Source organism: Pseudomonas sp. 9.3L (assembly GCF_058536285.1).
On record NZ_JBZUBK010000001.1, the window covers coordinates 3,993,113 to 4,009,735 of the forward strand.

Sequence of the window (16,623 nt, forward strand, 5' to 3'; positions counted from 1 at the left end):
GTCTACCGCCTCAATCGCCCATCATGTGACCAAGCTTGCCAGCCTTGGTCGCCAGATAATGCTGGTTGTGAGGGTTATGGCCCGTGTGCAAGGGCACGCGCTCGGCGACAGTGATACCCATGTCTGTCAGTGCCTTGACCTTGCGAGGGTTGTTGGTCATCAGCCGCAGCGCCTTCACGCCCAGGTGCTCAAGCATGGGCAGGCAAATCGAATAATCCCGCTGGTCTGCCGCAAAACCTAGCCGCTCGTTGGCCTCCACAGTGTCGGCCCCCTGATCTTGCAGCGCATAGGCGCGGATCTTGTTCATCAGGCCAATGCCTCGCCCTTCCTGACGCAGGTACATCAACACGCCACGCCCTTCCTTAGCGATGGCCTGCAACGCAGCTTCAAGCTGTGAGCCACAATCGCAGCGCTGGCTGAACAGGGCATCGCCGGTAAGGCATTCGGAATGGACCCGGCCCAGCACTGGCACGCCATCGGCAACATCGCCGAGGCTCAAGACGACATGCTCACGCCCTGTGGCGGCTTCTAGAAAGCCGTGCATGGTGAAGGTGGCAAAGGGCGTTGGCAGTTTGGAAGCAGCGACGAAAGCGACGGGCACCATGTGCTCCTATCTGTGAAGGCTGGAAATGTCACATTGTAACATCTGCGCCAGTGCACGCTCAGTGCGAAATATCGAAGCCACCTATCGAACGGTTCTATCAGTCTTTTTGCTTGCGCGCTTTGGAGTCAGCGCCTTGCTCAAAGGGGTATGGCATTTCCCAGCGCGCGTAGAGCGGGCGCAGTTCGCCACTGGCCACCAGTTGATCCATGCGCTTATCAAAGACGTCTCGCAGCTCTCGCCCACGGGCACTGTCGGTGAAGCCCAAATACAAGGGCAAATCGATCAAGTGGGTGAGCCGGTAGGCGGCGGGGTCTGGCATGAGGCGCTGGATGTAGTCCATTTCCTGCTCAGCGTCTACGTAGTAATCCGCGCGGCCTCGCTTGAGCATTTCCAGAATACCGTCACGCCTGCGGATTTCTTCATAGCGGGTCACGCTCGGCAAATAGCGCTGAAACTCATAACCCCGTACCCAGGCCAGGCGATACCCCCCCAAACTGGCGGTGGTGGGTGCCGGAAAGCTGGCCAGGCTGAGTGCGTAAATATGGTCAGTGTCGTAGTGCCAGCGGGGGTACAACGCCGTTTGCTCGTTTTGATAGGAGCCTGCCCACGCGTCTGCCTCGCCGTGCTGAACCAGGCCGACGGAGCGCGAATAGGGCTCGATTCGCCACACCACCTTGTAACCCGCAGGCTCAAAAATCGTACGCAGCAAATCCCAGCCCAGGCCAGTGCCGTCTTCGCCGGTGTAGTTATTCCAGGCGTCACTGACAATCTCTACTGTTCCGGGAACAGTGGCCGCGCTGGCCGGGGTGAGCCACCCAGTAAGAACAGCGAACAGCAACGGTATCCATACCTTGAACATCATCCCTCCCGGCACATGGCCTAGGCCTTTACGTGAACACCACAACAAGCCCTTGCATCGCCAGCCAGGCGAACACGCCTGCTAACACGTCATCAAGCATGATGCCGACACCGCCGTGTACGTGGCGGTCGATCCAGCGAATGGGCCAGGGCTTGAGGATGTCGAAGAACCGAAACACCAGAAAGCCCACCAATAGCCAGTACCAGCCTTCTGGCACCAGCCATAAGGTGATCCACATGCCGACCATTTCATCCCAGACGATGCCTTCATGGTCGTGTACCCGTAAATCGTCGGCCACCTTGCCGCACAGCCAGAAGCCGAACAACATGGTGATGCCGAGCATTAGCCAATACCCCCAGTCCGGTAGCATCTGCCACAGCGGAATGAACGGCACTGCGACCATGGACCCCCAAGTGCCGGGCGCCTTGGGCAAGGTCCCTGAGCCAAAACCGAAGGCCAGGAAATGCCACGGGTTACGCCACACCGAAGGGGGAACGAACTCCGCGGGTACCTGGTTGGGATGGTCTGTCACGGTTGCTCCTGAAAATGTTGATAGCCCCGCTGCCGTGGGGTGATGTCCCGGCCTTGTTCATCCAACAGGTATACACCTTCGTCGCGGGTAACCTGGCCGATCACGTAAAAAACGTGCCCTTTCTGACGCAGACGCTGTTCGTGCGCCAGGGGCATTGTGAACGCCAGTACATAGTCATCGCCACCACACAGTGCGGCGTGGACTGCGGCGAGCGGCCCCGCGAACTGGTGCAAGGCATCTGACACCGGTAGGCGTGATCGTTCTATCTGCAATGACACCCCTGAGGCCGCCGCGATATGACCACAGTCGGCCAGCAACCCATCGGAGATGTCTAGCGCGGCACTGGCCAGCCCTCGCAGCGCGAGGCCAAGGGCGAATTGCGGACGGGGGGACCAATAGCGAGACAGTAGGGGTAGCGCAACATCGGGCGGGGCATCACGCTGGCCCAGTACCAAGGGCAACGCCCCGGCGGCGTCGCCGAGATTACCGCCCACGCATAAGAGATCGCCTGGCTTGGCGCCTGCGCGGGTCAGGGCCATGCCTGCCGGTACGGTACCGAATACCGTCACGGTGAGGCTAAGCGGGCCACGGGTAGTATCGCCCCCGACCAAGGCTAAGCCACAGGCTTGGGCCATGGCATCCAGACCATGGGAAAAGGCCTCCAGCCACTGGGCGTCTACCTGGGGTAGCGTTAGCGCCAGGGTAAACCCTATAGGTGTAGCGCCCATGGCGGCCAGGTCACTGGCAGCCACCGCGAGGGTACGCTGGCCAAGTTCGAAGGGTGGCGCGTGATGCGGGAAATGCACCCCTTCTACCAGCGTGTCGGTGGAGACGGCCAGTTGCTCACCTGGCGCGGGCGCCAGTAAGGCACAATCATCGCCGATGCCCAGCGCCACCCCTTCATGCTGGCGCGCACAAGCTGCCGCCGCAAAGAAGCGGCGGATCAGCTCGAACTCCGACAGCGCCACGGCGCCTAGCGCTTGTGCGCCTTGACTTCCGGCGCTCGCAGCGTAGGCGCTAGTTTATCCAGTACGCCGTTGACGAACTTGTGCCCGTCTGTAGCGCCATAGATTTTGGCCAGTTCGATGCCTTCGTTGATCACCACGCGGTAGGGTACATCGATCCGCTTGAGCAACTCGAAGGTGGATAACTGCAGCACGCATAGCTCTACGGGATCGAGCTCTTCGAGCGTCAGCTCCATGCAGGGCTTGAGCGCGTCGTCGATTTCCGTGCGGTGGGTGGCCACCCCATGGAGCAACTCACGGAAGTAGGCGCCGTCGACGTCGCTAAAGTCGTTGTCCACGCGGAACTGTGCTTCGATTTCGTTCAGCGAGTGCTTAGCGATGTGCCACTGGTACAAGGCCTGCGTTGCCATTTTGCGCGCTTCACGCCGCTTGGCGCTTTTGCTCTTGGCGACGGCAGGGTCCTTGGGTTCCCGTGGGTTGAACGCCTCGTTCTGATCGTTGATCACTTGGCCTCCAACTGCGCCAGCAGGCTAACCATTTCCAGTGCAGACAATGCTGCCTCGGCACCTTTGTTACCCGCCTTGGTACCCGAACGCTCGATGGCCTGCTCGATGGAATCTACGGTGAGCACACCGAACGCGACAGGCACGCCGAACTCCATGGAGACCTGAGACAGGCCTTTGGTGCACTCACCCGCCACGTATTCAAAATGCGGGGTGCCGCCGCGGATCACTGCACCGAGGGCGATAATGGCGTCGAACTCGCTACGCTGGGCGACTTTTTGAGCGACCAAAGGGATTTCGAAGGCGCCAGGGGCACGGATGACGGTGATATCGCTTTCGTTGATACCGTGGCGAACCAGGGCATCTACCGCGCCACTGACCAGGCTTTCTACAACAAAGCTGTTAAAGCGCCCCACCACCAGTGCAAAGCGCCCTTGGGGGGCAATGAAGGTACCTTCGATGGTCTTGAGGGTCATTCGGCGATCTCGTATTAAAGAGCCAGGCCGCATGCAGCGGCCTGTAGGTAAGTAAAGCCCAAAGCAGGCGCAACGCGCCGTTTATTCGGAAGGCAAGTATTCTACAACTTCCAGATCGAATCCGGATATCGCGTTGTATTTCATTGGCGAACTCATCAGGCGCATTTTGCGCACCCCCAGGTCGCGCAGGATCTGCGAGCCGGCGCCGACAATACTGTAGGTGGTGGGCTTTTTCACAGGCAGGTGCTCAGTGGTTTCGCGAATGTGCGCCAACAAGGCATCCCCGTCTGGCGCATGCCCCAGCAACAGCACTACGCCACTGCCAGCCTGGGCCACGGTACTCATGGCTGCCCGCAGGCTCCAGCGCCCAGGCTGACGCACCATCAAGAGGTCCCGCAGCGGGTCCATGTTGTGCACACGCACCAGGGTCGGCTGCTCGGCATGGATCTGACCCAAGGTCAGTGCCATGTGCACATCGCCCTCGACGGAGTCACGGTAGGTCACCAGGTTGAACTGACCCAGCTCACTGTCCAAAGGCTGCTCGGCAATCCGCTGAACGGTGCGCTCGTGGATCATGCGGTAGTGAATCAGGTCGGCGATGGTACCAATCTTGATGCCATGCTCATGGGCGAAGGCTTCCAGCTCGGCGCGCCGCGACATCGTGCCGTCGTCGTTCATCACCTCGCAAATCACGCCGGCCGGGCCAAAGCCTGCCATGCGCGCAAGGTCGCAGGCCGCTTCGGTGTGCCCGGCACGGGCAAGGGTGCCACCGGGCTGCGCCATCAACGGGAAAATATGCCCTGGGCTGACGATGTCTTCTGCCACCGCGTCCCTGGCGGCAGCCGCTTGCACGGTACGCGCACGGTCAGCCGCCGAGATGCCCGTGGTCACGCCTACGGCGGCCTCGATGGACACCGTGAACTTGGTACCGAAACCTGACCCGTTACGCGGCGCCATCAAGGGCAGCTTGAGGGTTTCGCAGCGCTCACGGGTCATTGGCATGCAAATCAAGCCACGGGCGTAGCGCGCCATGAAATTGATGTGCTCGGCCTGGCAGCATTCGGCTGCCATGATCAGGTCGCCTTCGTTCTCGCGGTCTTCGTCATCCATCAGGATGACCATCTTGCCTTGGCGGATATCCTCCACCAGCTCTTCGATCGTATTGAGCGCCACGCGGCAGCCCCCTTCTATGTGTTCAGGTAGCCATTGGCGGCCAGGAAACCTTCAGTGATACCACCGTGACCAGGTTCGGCGGCTTTATCGCCCATCAGTAGCCGCTCCAGGTAGCGGGCAAGGAGGTCTACCTCCAGGTTCACGCGACGGCCAGGGCGGTAGTCGGCCATGATGGTCTCGGCCAAGGTGTGGGGAACAATGGTGAGTTCGAACTCGGCGCCATCGACCGCATTCACGGTGAGGCTGGTGCCATCTACGGTGATCGAACCCTTATGAGCGATGTACCGGGCGAGGGCCTTGGGGGCACGCACCTTGAACTGCACGGCCCGAGCGTTTTCGTTGCGCGCAACGATCTCACCCACGCCATCGACATGACCACTTACCAGGTGCCCGCCTAGCCGGCTGCTGGGTGTCAGGGCTTTTTCAAGGTTTACCAGGCTACCGGCCTTGAGGTCACTGAACGCAGTGCAATCGAGGGTTTCGCGGCTTACGTCTGCCCAGAAACCATCACCGGGCAGCTCAACGGCCGTCAGGCACACACCGCTTACCGCAATACTGTCGCCCAGCTTCACGTCGGTTAGGTCCAGCTTGCCGGTGTGAACGTGAACGCGCACGTCACCCCCTTTTGGGGTAAGGGCGCGGATGCTGCCAATGGATTCGATAATGCCAGTGAACATGGAACCTCCGTGAAGCGGAAATTATACGGGCCCGGCAGGCGCCGGCACGGCAATGAGGTGCCAGTCGTCGCCTACCGCGCGCATGTGCTTGATCGTTAGGCGAGGGGCTTGCGCCATGTGGGCCAGTGGCCACTCCAACAGCGGCTGCGCACTCGACCCCAGAAACAGCCCCGCCATGAAAAGGTGGTACTCGTCCACCAACCCGGCCTGCGCAAACGCGCCAGCCAATCGCGGGCCTGCCTCTACCAGTACTTCATTGGCACCACGCCGGGCCAGCTCACTCAGCAGGTGGGCCAGGGCCACCCGCCCCTGCTTGCCAGGCACTGATATCACTTCTGCGCCCACGGCCTCATACCCTAAGGTGCTGGCCGGCGGCTGAGCACACACCACCAACGAGGGGCCCGCCGCAAAAAAAGGCGCTTCGGTAGGCACGCGAAGGCGTCCATCGATCACTACGCGCAGTGGAGGCCGCCCAGCTGCCAGGGAGAGCAACGGCTCAGACAAACCTAGCTCCGAAGGGCGTACCGTAAGGCGGGCACCGTCCATGAGCACGGTATCGGCACCGCTGAGTACTACGCTGGAGCGCGCCCTTAGCCGTTGTACTGCACTGCGGGCGGCCGGGCCCGTGATCCATTGGCTTTCACCATTGGCCATGGCAGTTCGGCCGTCCAGGCTCATGGCCAACTTGACGCGGACCCAGGGCAAGCCCTGCTCCATGCGTTTGATAAACCCCGGATTAAGGGCCCTTGCTTCGGCTTCGGCAACCCCTACCTGCACTGCGATACCCGCTGCCGCCAGGCGCGCCAGGCCTTGGCCGGCGACGTGCGGGTTAGGGTCGCGCATGGCAGCGACCACGCGCCCTACCCCAGCGGCCAGCAAGGCGTCGGCGCAAGGCGGGGTACGCCCATGGTGGCTGCAGGGTTCCAGCGTGACGTAGGCGGTAGCGCCCCGTGCTGCTTCTCCTGCCTGGCGTAGCGCGTGCACTTCAGCGTGGGGCTCGCCAGCGCGCACATGCCAGCCCTCCCCCACCGGGTTGTCGCCTTGGGCGATCACACAGCCCACGCGAGGGTTTGGGTCCGTGGAATAGAGCCCTTGGCGGGCCAGCTCCAGGGCCCGGGCCATGAAGCGGTGATCCAGCGCGTCTTGGCGACAATCGGTCATTTGACGACGGGCTCCCGAGCGAGGCGGTCGAGCTCTTCGCGAAACTCATCCAGCGCCTGGAAGCGGCGGTACACCGATGCAAAGCGGATATAGGCCACCTCGTCGAGTTTGCGCAGCTCGGCCATGACCAGCTCTCCTACTACCAGGGATTTGACTTCCCGCTCACCGGTGGCGCGTAGCTGCCCTTTGATATGGCCCAGCGCCGCTTCAAGCCGCTCGATGCTGACCGGGCGTTTTTCCAGCGCCCGCTGCATGCCCGCGCGTAGTTTTTCTTCGTCGAAGGGCTGCCGACTGCCGTCTTGCTTGATAAGGCGAGGCAGTACCAACTCAGCGGTTTCGAACGTAGTGAAACGCTCACCGCAAGCCACGCATTCGCGACGACGGCGCACCTGTTCGCCCTCGGCAACCAGGCGCGAATCGATGACTTTGGTATCGTTGGCACCGCAGAAGGGACAGTGCATGGCAGCCGGCATGGTTAGAAATGGACGCCAATGTTAGCGCATCGCCCGGCCGAGACACAGCCTTGCCCGCGAGACATGGCCCAGGCTTTACGGTATACAGGCCTTGCGCGATGACGCAACCCGACATGCCTACAGGAACAGGCCCTTCATGACCCTACGTTCACTTGCCTTGCTCTGCTGCCTTGGCGTACTTGCCGCGTGCGCGGGCGAGCCGCCAAAACCCGCTCCGCCCCCTGTTGCCTCCAAGGCCCCGGCGCCAGATATTCGCGACCCTGAGCCCTTGGGCCCCTTGCCGGCCTACCAGCGAGAGCTCAGTGGAACCCTTGAGGCGGTCCCTCAGGGCGCGGAAGTCGAGTTGGCGTTGCTGGTGGTCGACGAGCGAGGGCGGCCCCAGCAGCTGCTGGCCAATACCACCCTGGCCGGAACAGGCCGGGGGCTGCCGTTCCGCCTACGCTTCAACCCTGATGCGTTCCCGCAGAATGCCAAGGTTGAATTGCGAGGGCGGGCGAGCCAGTCAGGGCAGTTGATTCTGCACTTGGTGCCCCGGCAAATCGGCGGCCCTACCACGCAAAACCTGGGCAATCTGGACATGACCAAGGCGCCCTGACTACCACACGCCTCTGTGCTTCAAGAGAGGCGGTGCCCCATGGGCGATCACTTTCAGGGCACGCCAACAGCCTTTATAGTGTCGCTAACCTTGCCTTTTTAGAGATTCACCATGAGTCAGGATACTCCGTACATCTTCGACGCCACCGACGCGGATTTTGAACAGTCGGTGATCCAGGCGTCTTTTACTACACCCGTGCTGGTGGACTTCTGGGCCGACTGGTGCGCCCCCTGCAAGGCACTGATGCCCGTGCTGCAGAAAATCGCCGAGGGTTACCAGGGCCAGTTGCTGCTGGCTAAAGTGAACTGCGACGCGGAGCAACAGGTGACCGCAATGCTTGGCGTACGCAGCTTGCCTACGGTCGTGCTGTTCAAAGATGGCCAACCGGTAGACGGCTTCGCCGGGGCCCAACCTGAATCCGCTATTCGGGCCATGCTTGAGCCGCATGTGAGCGAGCCCGCGCCCGTGGCGGCCGACCCGTACGAACACGCCCAAGCGCTGTTCGCTGAAGGCCGCTTCGGTGAAGCAGAAGCCGCGCTGCAAGCCTTGCTCAGCGCGGATAACAGCAATGCAGGCGCGTTGATTCTCTATGCCCGCTGCCTGGCAGAACGCGGTGCGTTAAGCGAGGCCGAAGACGTGCTCAATGCCGTAACAGGCGATGAGCATAAGGCTGCACTGGCAGGCGCCAAAGCTCAGCTGACATTCTTGCGGCAAGCTGGCGAGCTGCCTGACGCTGCCGACTTGAAAAGCCGCCTTGCACAAAACCCCGGTGACGACGAAGCAGCCTATCAACTGGCCGTTCGGCAACTGGCGCGACAGCAGTACGAAGCGGCCCTGGACGCGCTGCTTAAATTGTTCCAGCGCAATCGCAGCTATAACGAAGGCTTGCCACACAAGACCCTGCTGCAAGTGTTCGAACTGCTAGGCAACGACCACCCACTGGTAACGACTTACCGGCGCAAGCTGTTCGCTGTGCTCTACTGAGCCTGCTTCCAGGTATAGAGCGGTGCGTCAGTGCCGCTCACTACCCTTACCTGCTCGCAGTGGCGCAACCGTACAAGCAGCCGCTTGCCTGCAGCGGGGCTTCCTGCCAGCCCTTCCAACTGCTCGAACAATGTAGGCCCACTCACTTGCCCGGCGCTTTTGAGCAGCGCCAGCGCGCTTTGCCATAAGGCATCGTTAGGGGCGGCGTGTGGCGGCGATGGATGCTCTTGGCTTTTAGCCTCTACTGCGGCGTGGGCCTCGGAGCGCTCCACCGCCAGCCGAAGGTTGGCCCAGTCGTCAGGCGCCATCTCAATATTCAAGTCCACTGGCCATGGGCCAAGCTTGCCCGTGATTCTGATCATCCTTTCACCTCGTGAGCGCTTGGCGAACCTTACCATGAGCACCGACAAACGCGTGCAGGTCTGGCCTGGCCTTCGCCCTATAATCGTTATAACATAACCAAAATAACGCCCAATGGACTTCCCTATGCGCCCTCGCCTGCTTGCCCTTACCTTAGCCCTGATCCCGTTCATGCACTCCGCTATCGCAGCCGAGACCGCTCATGCCCATGGCAGCCTGCCCCCTCATGAACACGGCACGGCGCGGCTCGATGTGGCCTTGGACGGCAACACCCTGGCGCTGGACTTGGACAGCCCTGCCATGAACCTGGTGGGCTTTGAACATGCGGCGGCCACCGACGCCGACCGTGCAGCTATTGCTAAAGCCCGCGCTCAATTGAGCGCACCCCTGGAGCTGTTCAGCCTACCCGCCGCCGCCAAGTGCACCGTGGCCAAGGCAGATGTGCAAAGCCCGCTGTTCGGCAATGCCAGCGCGCAGCCTGCAGGCCATGACGATCACGGTGACCATGAGGGCGAAGGCGCACACCACGAACACAGCGACGTGGACGGGCATTTTCAGTTCACCTGCGCCAACCCCGATGCCCTGAAGGGGTTGGACCTTGGGCGCTTCTTCAGCACCTTCCCCGCTACCCACAAGCTGGTGGTGCAAGCGATTACCCCGAATGGGCAGGCAGGTCACGAGGTGACGCCCGCTGACAGCGCGGTGGCGTTCTAAGCCATGCCTGCGGCGCTGATCGAACTGCATGACGTAGGCTTCGCCTGGCCCGGCCAGGCAGAATTACTGGACCTGCCTGAGCTGCGCCTGGAGGTCGGCCAAAGCCTGTTCCTGCGTGGGCCTAGCGGCAGCGGTAAAACTACCTTGCTAGGCCTGCTGGGTGGTGTCCAACTGCCCGGCCGTGGCCACGTGCGTTTGCTCGGTCAGGACCTGGCCCAGTTGCGCCAAGGCGCTCGGGATCGTTTCCGGGTGGACCATACCGGGTACATCTTCCAGCAGTTCAACCTGCTACCGTTCCTCTCCGTCGAACACAACGTGCTGTTGCCATGCCGTTTCTCACCGGTGCGTGCAGGCCGGGCACAGCACCGTCATGGCAGCTTGGTAAAGGCTGCGCAGACGCTGCTAAGTCACCTTGGATTGCCCGCCGAACTATGGGGGCGACGTGCCGATGCCCTTTCCATTGGCCAGCAACAACGCGTAGCTGCGGCCCGTGCGCTGATTGGCCAGCCGGAGCTGGTGATCGCCGACGAGCCTACCTCTGCCCTGGACACTGATGCGCGGGAGGCGTTTTTACGGTTGCTGTTCGAAGAGTGTCAGGCTGCAGGCGCAGGCTTGCTGTTCGTCAGCCATGACCAAAGCCTGGCGCCGCTGTTCGACCGCTCCGTCTCCCTTGCAGACCTTAACCGCGCCGTCCGCGCTTCGGGGGCTTGATGCCTTTGTTACGCCTGGCCCTGGCGAGCATCGCCAACCGCCGCTTCACCGCTGCGCTTACCGCCTTTGCCATAGCCGTGTCCGTGTGCCTGCTGCTGGCGGTAGAGCGCGTGCGTACAGAGGCGCGCGCCAGCTTTGCCAGCACCCTCAGCGGTACAGACCTGGTAGTCGGCGCGCGTTCGGGCTCCATCAACCTGTTGCTGTATTCGGTGTTCCGGATCGGTAATGCCACCAATAACATCCTCTGGAGCAGTTATCAGCATTACGCCCACGACCCCAGGGTGAAATGGACCATTCCCATTTCACTGGGCGACTCCCACCGTGGTTACCGAGTCATGGGCACTGATCACAATTACTTCGAGCATTATCACTACGGTCGCGGCCAGGCCTTGGCCTTAGCTCAAGGCCGCCCCTTCGCCGACGACCCGTTCGAAGTGGTGCTAGGCGCCGAGGTGGCGGATGCGCTGCATTACACCTTAGGGGATAAGGTGGTACTGGCTCACGGGGTCGCGACCATCAGCTTGGTCAAGCACGACGATAAACCCTTCACAGTGGTCGGTATTCTCAAGCGTACCGGCACCCCTGTGGACCGCACACTGCATATCAGTTTGGCGGGTATGGAGGCGATCCACGTGGACTGGCATAACGGCATGCCCGCGCGAGGCGCCGCACGGATCAGCGCGGACCAGGCCCGTGCCATGGACCTGACGCCCAGTGCGATTACCGCCATGTTGGTGGGCTTGAACAACCGGGTGACCACCTTTGCGCTGCAGCGGGAAATCAACGAATACCTGGACGAGCCGCTGCTGGCCATCTTGCCAGGGGTGGCGTTGCAAGAGCTATGGAGCCTGATGGGCACCGCTGAGCAGGCGTTGTTCGTCGTCTCGCTGTTTGTAGTGCTCACCGGGCTGATCGGAATGTTAACGGCGATTCTGACCAGCCTGAACGAACGCCGAAGAGAAATGGCCATCTTGCGCTCAGTCGGCGCCAGGCCCTGGCAGATTGCAGTGCTGCTGATTGCTGAAGCCGGCGCCATGGCCCTGGCCGGCATCGGGGCCGGGATAGCGCTACTGTATGTGGGTATTGCCGCCAGCCAAGGCTATGTACAGGCCAGCTACGGCCTTTACTTGCCGCTGGCGTTACCCAGTGCCTACGAGTGGCGCCTACTGGCACTGGTATTGGTGGCCGCGTTGTTGATCGGGGCGCTTCCTGCCTGGCGGGCTTACCGGCAATCACTGGCTGACGGCCTGACGGTTCACTTGTGAGGAGGCTTCCATGCGTGCGCTGCTGATGACTGCCCTGCTGACGTTCGCCGGCGTTGCGAATGCGGTGCCGGTGCAGGTCTTGACCTGGGAGGCGTTAGTGCCGCCCGACGCGCCGAAGATCGCCCCAGTGCTTACCCCCATGCACGACCTGTCCACGTTAGGCACGGGGCTGGCAGAGGCAGCGCCAGCAGCGCATCAAGTCGCCCCTCACGCGCCTGTGGTCGCCGCGCTGGACGGCCAGCAAGTACGCTTGCCGGGCTATATCGTTCCTCTGGAAGTAGGCGAGGACGGCCGCACCACAGACTTTCTGCTCGTTCCTTACTACGGGGCCTGCATTCATGTGCCACCGCCCCCATCGAACCAGATCGTGCATGTGGTGACGGAGGCTGGCGTCAAGGTCGACGAGCTGTACCAGCCGTACTGGGTCGAAGGCAAGCTGCAGGTCAAGTCCACCAGCAGCGAGTTGGCAGAGGCCGGGTACCAGCTGGAAGGCGAAAAAATCTTCGCCTACGAGCTGCCTGATTGAGCGGCCGGTGTGGCAGCAGGTCGCACCCCTGCCGCCGGCGTTTACTGACCCAGATCAATAGAGTGCCCTTGGTACACGTTCAGGATTGAACCATTGTTCATTTACCAATGGAGCTGTCATGAAAACGTCTGTATTGAGTGCCGCGCTGCTGGGGCTGGCGCTAGCAACGCCGGCCGCCTTCGCTCACCAGGCCGGGGACTTCATCATCCGTGCGGGCGCCGCCAAGGTGTCACCGGCCGAGGACAGCGGGGAGCTGAAACTCGACGGGGCACGGGTTAGCGGTACCCGCGCTACCCTGGACGGCGATACCCAGCTAGGCCTGGCTTTGGCTTATATGCTGACCGACCACGTAGGCATCGAGTTGCTGGCCGCCACACCCTTTCAGCACCGGGTAGGGGTTAAAGGCATCAGCGCAGCCACTGGCATCGATGGGCTCGACGGCAAGCTGGGCGACATTCGCCAACTGCCTCCCACCCTCAGCGTTCAGTACTACCCCATGGCACCGAACTCGCGCTTCCAGCCTTACGCCGGGATTGGCGTGAACTACACGCTGTTTTTCGATGAAGACCTGAGTAGCGAGCGCAAGGCCCAAGGCTTCAGCAACTTCAAGCTGCAGGATTCCATCGGCCTGGCCGGTCAGGTGGGCGTGGACTACATGCTCAATGACCACCTGATGCTCAACGCCGCCGTGTGGTACGCAGACATCAATACCAAGGCCAGCATAGACGGGCCGACGGCCCTGGGCGTGGGCCGTACCAAGGTCAACGTCGACGTGGACCCATGGGTATACATGGTAGGGCTAGGGTATAGGTTCTAAACCCCGTTCAGAATCAACGCCCCAGCAAGCGCCGCAGGCCCTCTTCCAACGGCGTAACCTCGTCGAGCACAAAATGCGCCAGCAACTGATGATTGTCGGCGCGTGAGTGCTTGATATCCCCTGCCCTCGGTGGCTGGTGGGTAATCGACGGCAACGCCCCCACTACGGTTGCCAGTGCCGCCAACAGATGGTTAAGCGAAATAGCCTGATTCAGCCCCACGTTGAACGGGCCAGGGTGCGCCTCGGGGGCCTCCAGGGCTTGTACCAGCAGGCCCACCAGGTCTTCGACGTAAAAGAAATCTCGGGTCTGCTCCCCATCACCAAATACGGTAATGGGCCGCTGAGCCTGTGCCCGCTGGGCAAAGATGCTGATGACGCCGGAGTACGGGGAAGAGGGGTCTTGGCGCGGGCCGTAGATATTGAAAAAACGGAACACTACGGGCTCCAGCCCATGCTCACGACGGTAGAAATCCAAGTACTGCTCGCTGGCCAGCTTATCCACCGCATAGGGGGTGAGCGGGGCCTTTGGCAGGCCTTCATCGATTGCCTGGCCTTCGCCGTTATTGCCATACACTGCCGCACTGGACGCAAAAAGCACGCGCTTGACGCCGTTGGCGCGGAGGGCTTCGCACAGGTTCAGCGTGGCTACAAAATTACTCTGGTGGGTTGCCACGGGGTTGTCTACCGAGGCCTGTACCGAAGCCACCGCTGCCAAGTGAACTGCCGCACTACAGCCCTGTACCACCTCAGCCATAAGCTGGGGGTCGGCAGCGTCGCCTACCCGTAGCTCAAGACGGGGGTTAGACAATGGCAGGTTGGCACGCTTGCCCGTCGAGAGGTTATCCAGCACACGCACCGAGTGACCTCGCGCCAACAGCGCGTCTGCCAGGTGCGAGCCGATGAAGCCGGCGCCTCCCGTGATCAGGATGGGGCGTTCAGTCATGGCGGTAGTACCGTTGCAACAGGGCAGGCACCCCGGTGCGCCAGGCACGAGGCTTGATACCGAAGGTGTGAAGGATTTTCTTGCAGGCCAGTACCGCATGTTGCGGTTCTTCGAGTGCATCCGCAAGCGCAGCGTGCGCCTGGGGGGTAGGCGCTTGCACCCTTAGCTCACTCAAGCCTGCCGCCTCGGTCAGAATGGCCTGGCCCAAGGCAACCGCCGTTGTGGCTTCGTTGCCTGCGTAGTGGTATGTGCCCCATAACGGCGCGGCGCAGTCCAGTTGCTTGAGCACGGACAGTATCACTCGCGCGGCATCGTCTACCGGCGTGGGGTTTCCGCGCCGGTCATCCGCCAACAGAACGTGCTCTGTGGTTTCAGCACGCCGAAGGAAGCGCCCCAGCACGCCTTCATGGCTGTCGTCCAGCAGCCAGCCGAAGCGCAGCAACACGTGCTGCGGGCAATTGGCGCGCACGCTTTGCTCGATACGCCACAATGCCTGGCCACGCAGCCCCAAGGGTAAGGGTTCGTCTTTTTCGCTGTAGGCAGTCGCTCGCGCACCGTCGAACACTCGGTAGCTCGACGGTTGGACCAATACCATGCCGTGGTGCTCGCACAGCTCGGCCAAGCGTTCGACTGCCTGCTCCTGATCGACAAAGCGAGCCTCGTTTACCTCACCGGCCTGGAACCAGTCGAAGTAGTAGGCCAGGTTAACCAGCACATCGGGGCGGGCCTCATCGAGGCACTGGGTCACGCTTGAGGCAGTCCAGCCCGTCTCCGGCGCAGAGGGCGCGAGGAAGTCGATTTCTTCTTCTCTCCCCAGACGGATCAGCGCCTGACCAAGGGCACTATCGCCGCCCAACAGCAGTAGGCGCATTCGCATAGATTAAACAGGTCCAATCCAAAGGGTGTCGCGTGGCGATACCACGCACGACTGGCCATTTTGCGGGTTTATGGGGCATTCGTCACCCCTGGAGGCGTGTTTTGGGGCGACCTAACTGAACAGAGGGTAACGCGGCATCGCCATGCCAGACCAGACGGCCTCCAGATCGCGCAACCCCCATGCCTCGGCGGTCTCGATTCCGACGATACGGTCCTCCCCTGTCGTCAGGTCGATCTCTGTGGGCGCAAGCAGTTGCCGGCGCTTGCAGTCAAGCAGTAGCCGCACCCTGGGGGCCAGGAGCGCACCGTTATTCTGCTCTATCACCAGCCCTAACCGTTGACTGGCCAGGCGCACCAACGCACCTACAGGGTAAATCCCCACGGTGCGCACGAAGGCCTGGAACAGGTGGTTATCGAAATGCCCTTTCCACGAAGCCATCTCCTTTAATGCGTGGGCAGGGCTCCAGGGTTGTTTGTAGGGGCGCACAGAGGTAATGGCGTCGTATACGTCGCACAGGGCGCCCATACGGGCCATGGTGCTGATCTGTTCACCCGCCAGGCCATGGGGATAACCCGTGCCATCGAACTTCTCATGGTGGTGCATACACACATCAATGGCGGCGATGTTCAGGAAGCCACTTTGCCTGAGAATCTCCACGCCACGTACCGGGTGGCTACGCACGATGGCGTACTCTGCGGCGTCAAGTCGGCCTGGCTTATCCAATATTTCAGTGGGGATCGCTATCTTGCCGATATCGTGAAGCAGGCCCGCCGTGCCTGATTCCAGCACCCACGCTGGCGGATGACCCAGCTGGCGTGCCAGCCCTACCATCAGGCCACACACGGCGACCGAGTGCATGTAGGTGTATTCATCAGCGGTTTTGAGGCGCGCCAAGCTAATCAAGGCATGAGGGTGACGCATGACCGACAGGCTGATTTCTTCAACTGTGGCCACCGCGGCTTCGTCGCTAACGGCCTTGCCCAAGCGTGCATCATTAAACATGCTGGCCACGGCCCGCTTGGCACGGGCACACACCTCAACGGCGCGGCTCACCTCCTCCTCAAGGCTGACCGGGGCAGGCGCCTCGATGATAAAGCGTGGCGGGGCGTCAATGCCCTTGGACGTGTCGATGTACACGTCGGTCATGCCGGCCGCCATAATGCGCGCCAGGTCTACCGGATGCTGGATCTTGAAACCGGTTTTCCACAAGGTCTGAGTGATGCCGTCCCCCACGCCTTCGTGAATGAACATGCCTACGGCCAGTTCAGCGATGGGTATCTTCCGGAGCATGATGACCAGCCTAGTGTGCGTAACTGCTGTATCGGCAGCGGGCCGCCTTTTCATAACTGCCCAAGGCTACTTTCAACAGTAAAATGGCTATTCGGGCATGGCCTGGCATTAGCGTGTG

At 61.6% G+C, this 16,623-nt stretch carries 21 protein-coding genes; 7 read left to right on the forward strand and 14 right to left on the reverse strand.

All coding sequences use genetic code 11. The annotated features are described in order from the left end of the window. Positions 1-10 precede the first annotated feature (10 nt). The 10 genes from ribA to nrdR form a co-directional block, all read right to left on the reverse strand. A complete protein-coding gene (gene ribA / locus AC4LE2_RS18450; protein ID WP_491828177.1) occupies positions 11-601 on the reverse strand; it encodes a GTP cyclohydrolase II in 591 nt (196 codons plus the stop codon). Between the two features lie 100 nt (positions 602-701). Next, complete coding sequence (locus AC4LE2_RS18455) at positions 702-1,463, reverse strand: substrate-binding periplasmic protein (RefSeq protein ID WP_491827268.1); 762 nt, start codon at positions 1,461-1,463, stop codon at positions 702-704. A gap of 28 nt (positions 1,464-1,491) precedes the next feature. Further along, complete coding sequence (locus tag AC4LE2_RS18460) at positions 1,492-1,995, reverse strand: phosphatidylglycerophosphatase A family protein (RefSeq protein ID WP_491827270.1); 504 nt, start codon at positions 1,993-1,995, stop codon at positions 1,492-1,494. Continuing rightward, positions 1,992-2,957 carry a thiamine-phosphate kinase gene (gene thiL / locus AC4LE2_RS18465; RefSeq protein ID WP_491828178.1) on the reverse strand — a complete coding sequence of 322 codons (966 nt, stop codon included), beginning with the start codon at positions 2,955-2,957 and terminating at the stop codon, positions 1,992-1,994. The genes AC4LE2_RS18460 and thiL overlap by 4 nt, the downstream gene beginning before the upstream one ends. An 11-nt stretch (positions 2,958-2,968) precedes the next feature. Next, positions 2,969-3,466: a transcription antitermination factor NusB gene (nusB, locus tag AC4LE2_RS18470; protein ID WP_491827272.1), complete on the reverse strand. Its 498-nt coding sequence runs from the start codon at positions 3,464-3,466 to the stop codon at positions 2,969-2,971. Next, complete coding sequence (ribH, locus tag AC4LE2_RS18475) at positions 3,463-3,939, reverse strand: 6,7-dimethyl-8-ribityllumazine synthase (RefSeq protein ID WP_491827273.1); 477 nt, start codon at positions 3,937-3,939, stop codon at positions 3,463-3,465. The genes nusB and ribH overlap by 4 nt, the downstream gene beginning before the upstream one ends. 81 nt (positions 3,940-4,020) lie before the next feature. Next, a complete protein-coding gene (ribBA, locus tag AC4LE2_RS18480; protein ID WP_491827274.1) occupies positions 4,021-5,112 on the reverse strand; it encodes a bifunctional 3,4-dihydroxy-2-butanone-4-phosphate synthase/GTP cyclohydrolase II in 1,092 nt (363 codons plus the stop codon). 14 nt (positions 5,113-5,126) lie between these two features. After that, positions 5,127-5,789 carry a riboflavin synthase gene (locus tag AC4LE2_RS18485; RefSeq protein ID WP_491827276.1) on the reverse strand — a complete coding sequence of 221 codons (663 nt, stop codon included), beginning with the start codon at positions 5,787-5,789 and terminating at the stop codon, positions 5,127-5,129. Positions 5,790-5,810: 21 nt separating this feature from the next. Next, on the reverse strand, positions 5,811-6,950 hold the full coding sequence (ribD, locus tag AC4LE2_RS18490; protein ID WP_491827277.1) for a bifunctional diaminohydroxyphosphoribosylaminopyrimidine deaminase/5-amino-6-(5-phosphoribosylamino)uracil reductase RibD: 1,140 nt from the start codon (positions 6,948-6,950) through the stop codon (positions 5,811-5,813). After that, positions 6,947-7,411, reverse strand: a complete 465-nt coding sequence (nrdR, locus tag AC4LE2_RS18495) for a transcriptional regulator NrdR (RefSeq protein WP_491827279.1) — start codon at positions 7,409-7,411, stop codon at positions 6,947-6,949. Before nrdR ends, ribD begins: the two co-directional genes overlap by 4 nt. 148 nt (positions 7,412-7,559) lie before the next feature. Between nrdR and AC4LE2_RS18500 the strand changes: the two genes are divergently transcribed. Together AC4LE2_RS18500 and trxA are read left to right on the forward strand one after the other, a co-directional pair. Further along, positions 7,560-8,018, forward strand: a complete 459-nt coding sequence (locus AC4LE2_RS18500) for a YbaY family lipoprotein (RefSeq protein WP_491827281.1) — start codon at positions 7,560-7,562, stop codon at positions 8,016-8,018. Positions 8,019-8,129: 111 nt separating this feature from the next. Then, positions 8,130-9,002 carry a thioredoxin gene (gene trxA / locus AC4LE2_RS18505; RefSeq protein WP_491827283.1) on the forward strand — a complete coding sequence of 291 codons (873 nt, stop codon included), beginning with the start codon at positions 8,130-8,132 and terminating at the stop codon, positions 9,000-9,002. Here the strand turns inward: trxA and AC4LE2_RS18510 are convergent. Further along, positions 8,996-9,364, reverse strand: a complete 369-nt coding sequence (locus AC4LE2_RS18510) for a hypothetical protein (RefSeq protein ID WP_491827285.1) — start codon at positions 9,362-9,364, stop codon at positions 8,996-8,998. The two genes, trxA and AC4LE2_RS18510, sit on opposite strands and share 7 nt — an antisense overlap. Positions 9,365-9,488: 124 nt before the next feature. On the opposite strand from AC4LE2_RS18510, the gene AC4LE2_RS18515 reads away from it, so the two are divergent. From AC4LE2_RS18515 to AC4LE2_RS18535, 5 genes are all read left to right on the forward strand, one after another. Continuing rightward, on the forward strand, positions 9,489-10,076 hold the full coding sequence (locus AC4LE2_RS18515) for a DUF2796 domain-containing protein (protein ID WP_491827287.1): 588 nt from the start codon (positions 9,489-9,491) through the stop codon (positions 10,074-10,076). A 3-nt stretch (positions 10,077-10,079) separates the two neighbouring features. Next, positions 10,080-10,787, forward strand: coding sequence for an ATP-binding cassette domain-containing protein (locus tag AC4LE2_RS18520; RefSeq protein ID WP_491827288.1), 708 nt, complete (start codon positions 10,080-10,082; stop codon positions 10,785-10,787). Beyond that, positions 10,787-12,052: an ABC transporter permease gene (locus tag AC4LE2_RS18525; RefSeq protein WP_491827290.1), complete on the forward strand. Its 1,266-nt coding sequence runs from the start codon at positions 10,787-10,789 to the stop codon at positions 12,050-12,052. Before AC4LE2_RS18520 ends, AC4LE2_RS18525 begins: the two co-directional genes overlap by 1 nt. Before the next feature lie 10 nt (positions 12,053-12,062). Then, on the forward strand, positions 12,063-12,578 hold the full coding sequence (locus AC4LE2_RS18530; protein ID WP_491827292.1) for a DUF3299 domain-containing protein: 516 nt from the start codon (positions 12,063-12,065) through the stop codon (positions 12,576-12,578). 118 nt (positions 12,579-12,696) lie between these two features. After that, positions 12,697-13,395 carry an OmpW/AlkL family protein gene (locus AC4LE2_RS18535; RefSeq protein ID WP_491827294.1) on the forward strand — a complete coding sequence of 233 codons (699 nt, stop codon included), beginning with the start codon at positions 12,697-12,699 and terminating at the stop codon, positions 13,393-13,395. A gap of 13 nt (positions 13,396-13,408) precedes the next feature. Here AC4LE2_RS18535 and AC4LE2_RS18540 read toward each other — a convergent pair whose 3' ends face one another. The 3 genes from AC4LE2_RS18540 to AC4LE2_RS18550 form a co-directional block, all read right to left on the reverse strand. Beyond that, positions 13,409-14,338, reverse strand: a complete 930-nt coding sequence (locus tag AC4LE2_RS18540) for an NAD-dependent epimerase/dehydratase family protein (RefSeq protein ID WP_491827296.1) — start codon at positions 14,336-14,338, stop codon at positions 13,409-13,411. After that, complete coding sequence (locus AC4LE2_RS18545; RefSeq protein WP_491827298.1) at positions 14,331-15,215, reverse strand: sugar nucleotide-binding protein; 885 nt, start codon at positions 15,213-15,215, stop codon at positions 14,331-14,333. The genes AC4LE2_RS18540 and AC4LE2_RS18545 overlap by 8 nt, the downstream gene beginning before the upstream one ends. A gap of 111 nt (positions 15,216-15,326) precedes the next feature. Further along, entirely contained in the window at positions 15,327-16,505 is a 1,179-nt protein-coding gene (locus AC4LE2_RS18550; protein WP_491827300.1) for an HD-GYP domain-containing protein, read from the reverse strand. Positions 16,506-16,623: the final 118 nt, after the last annotated feature.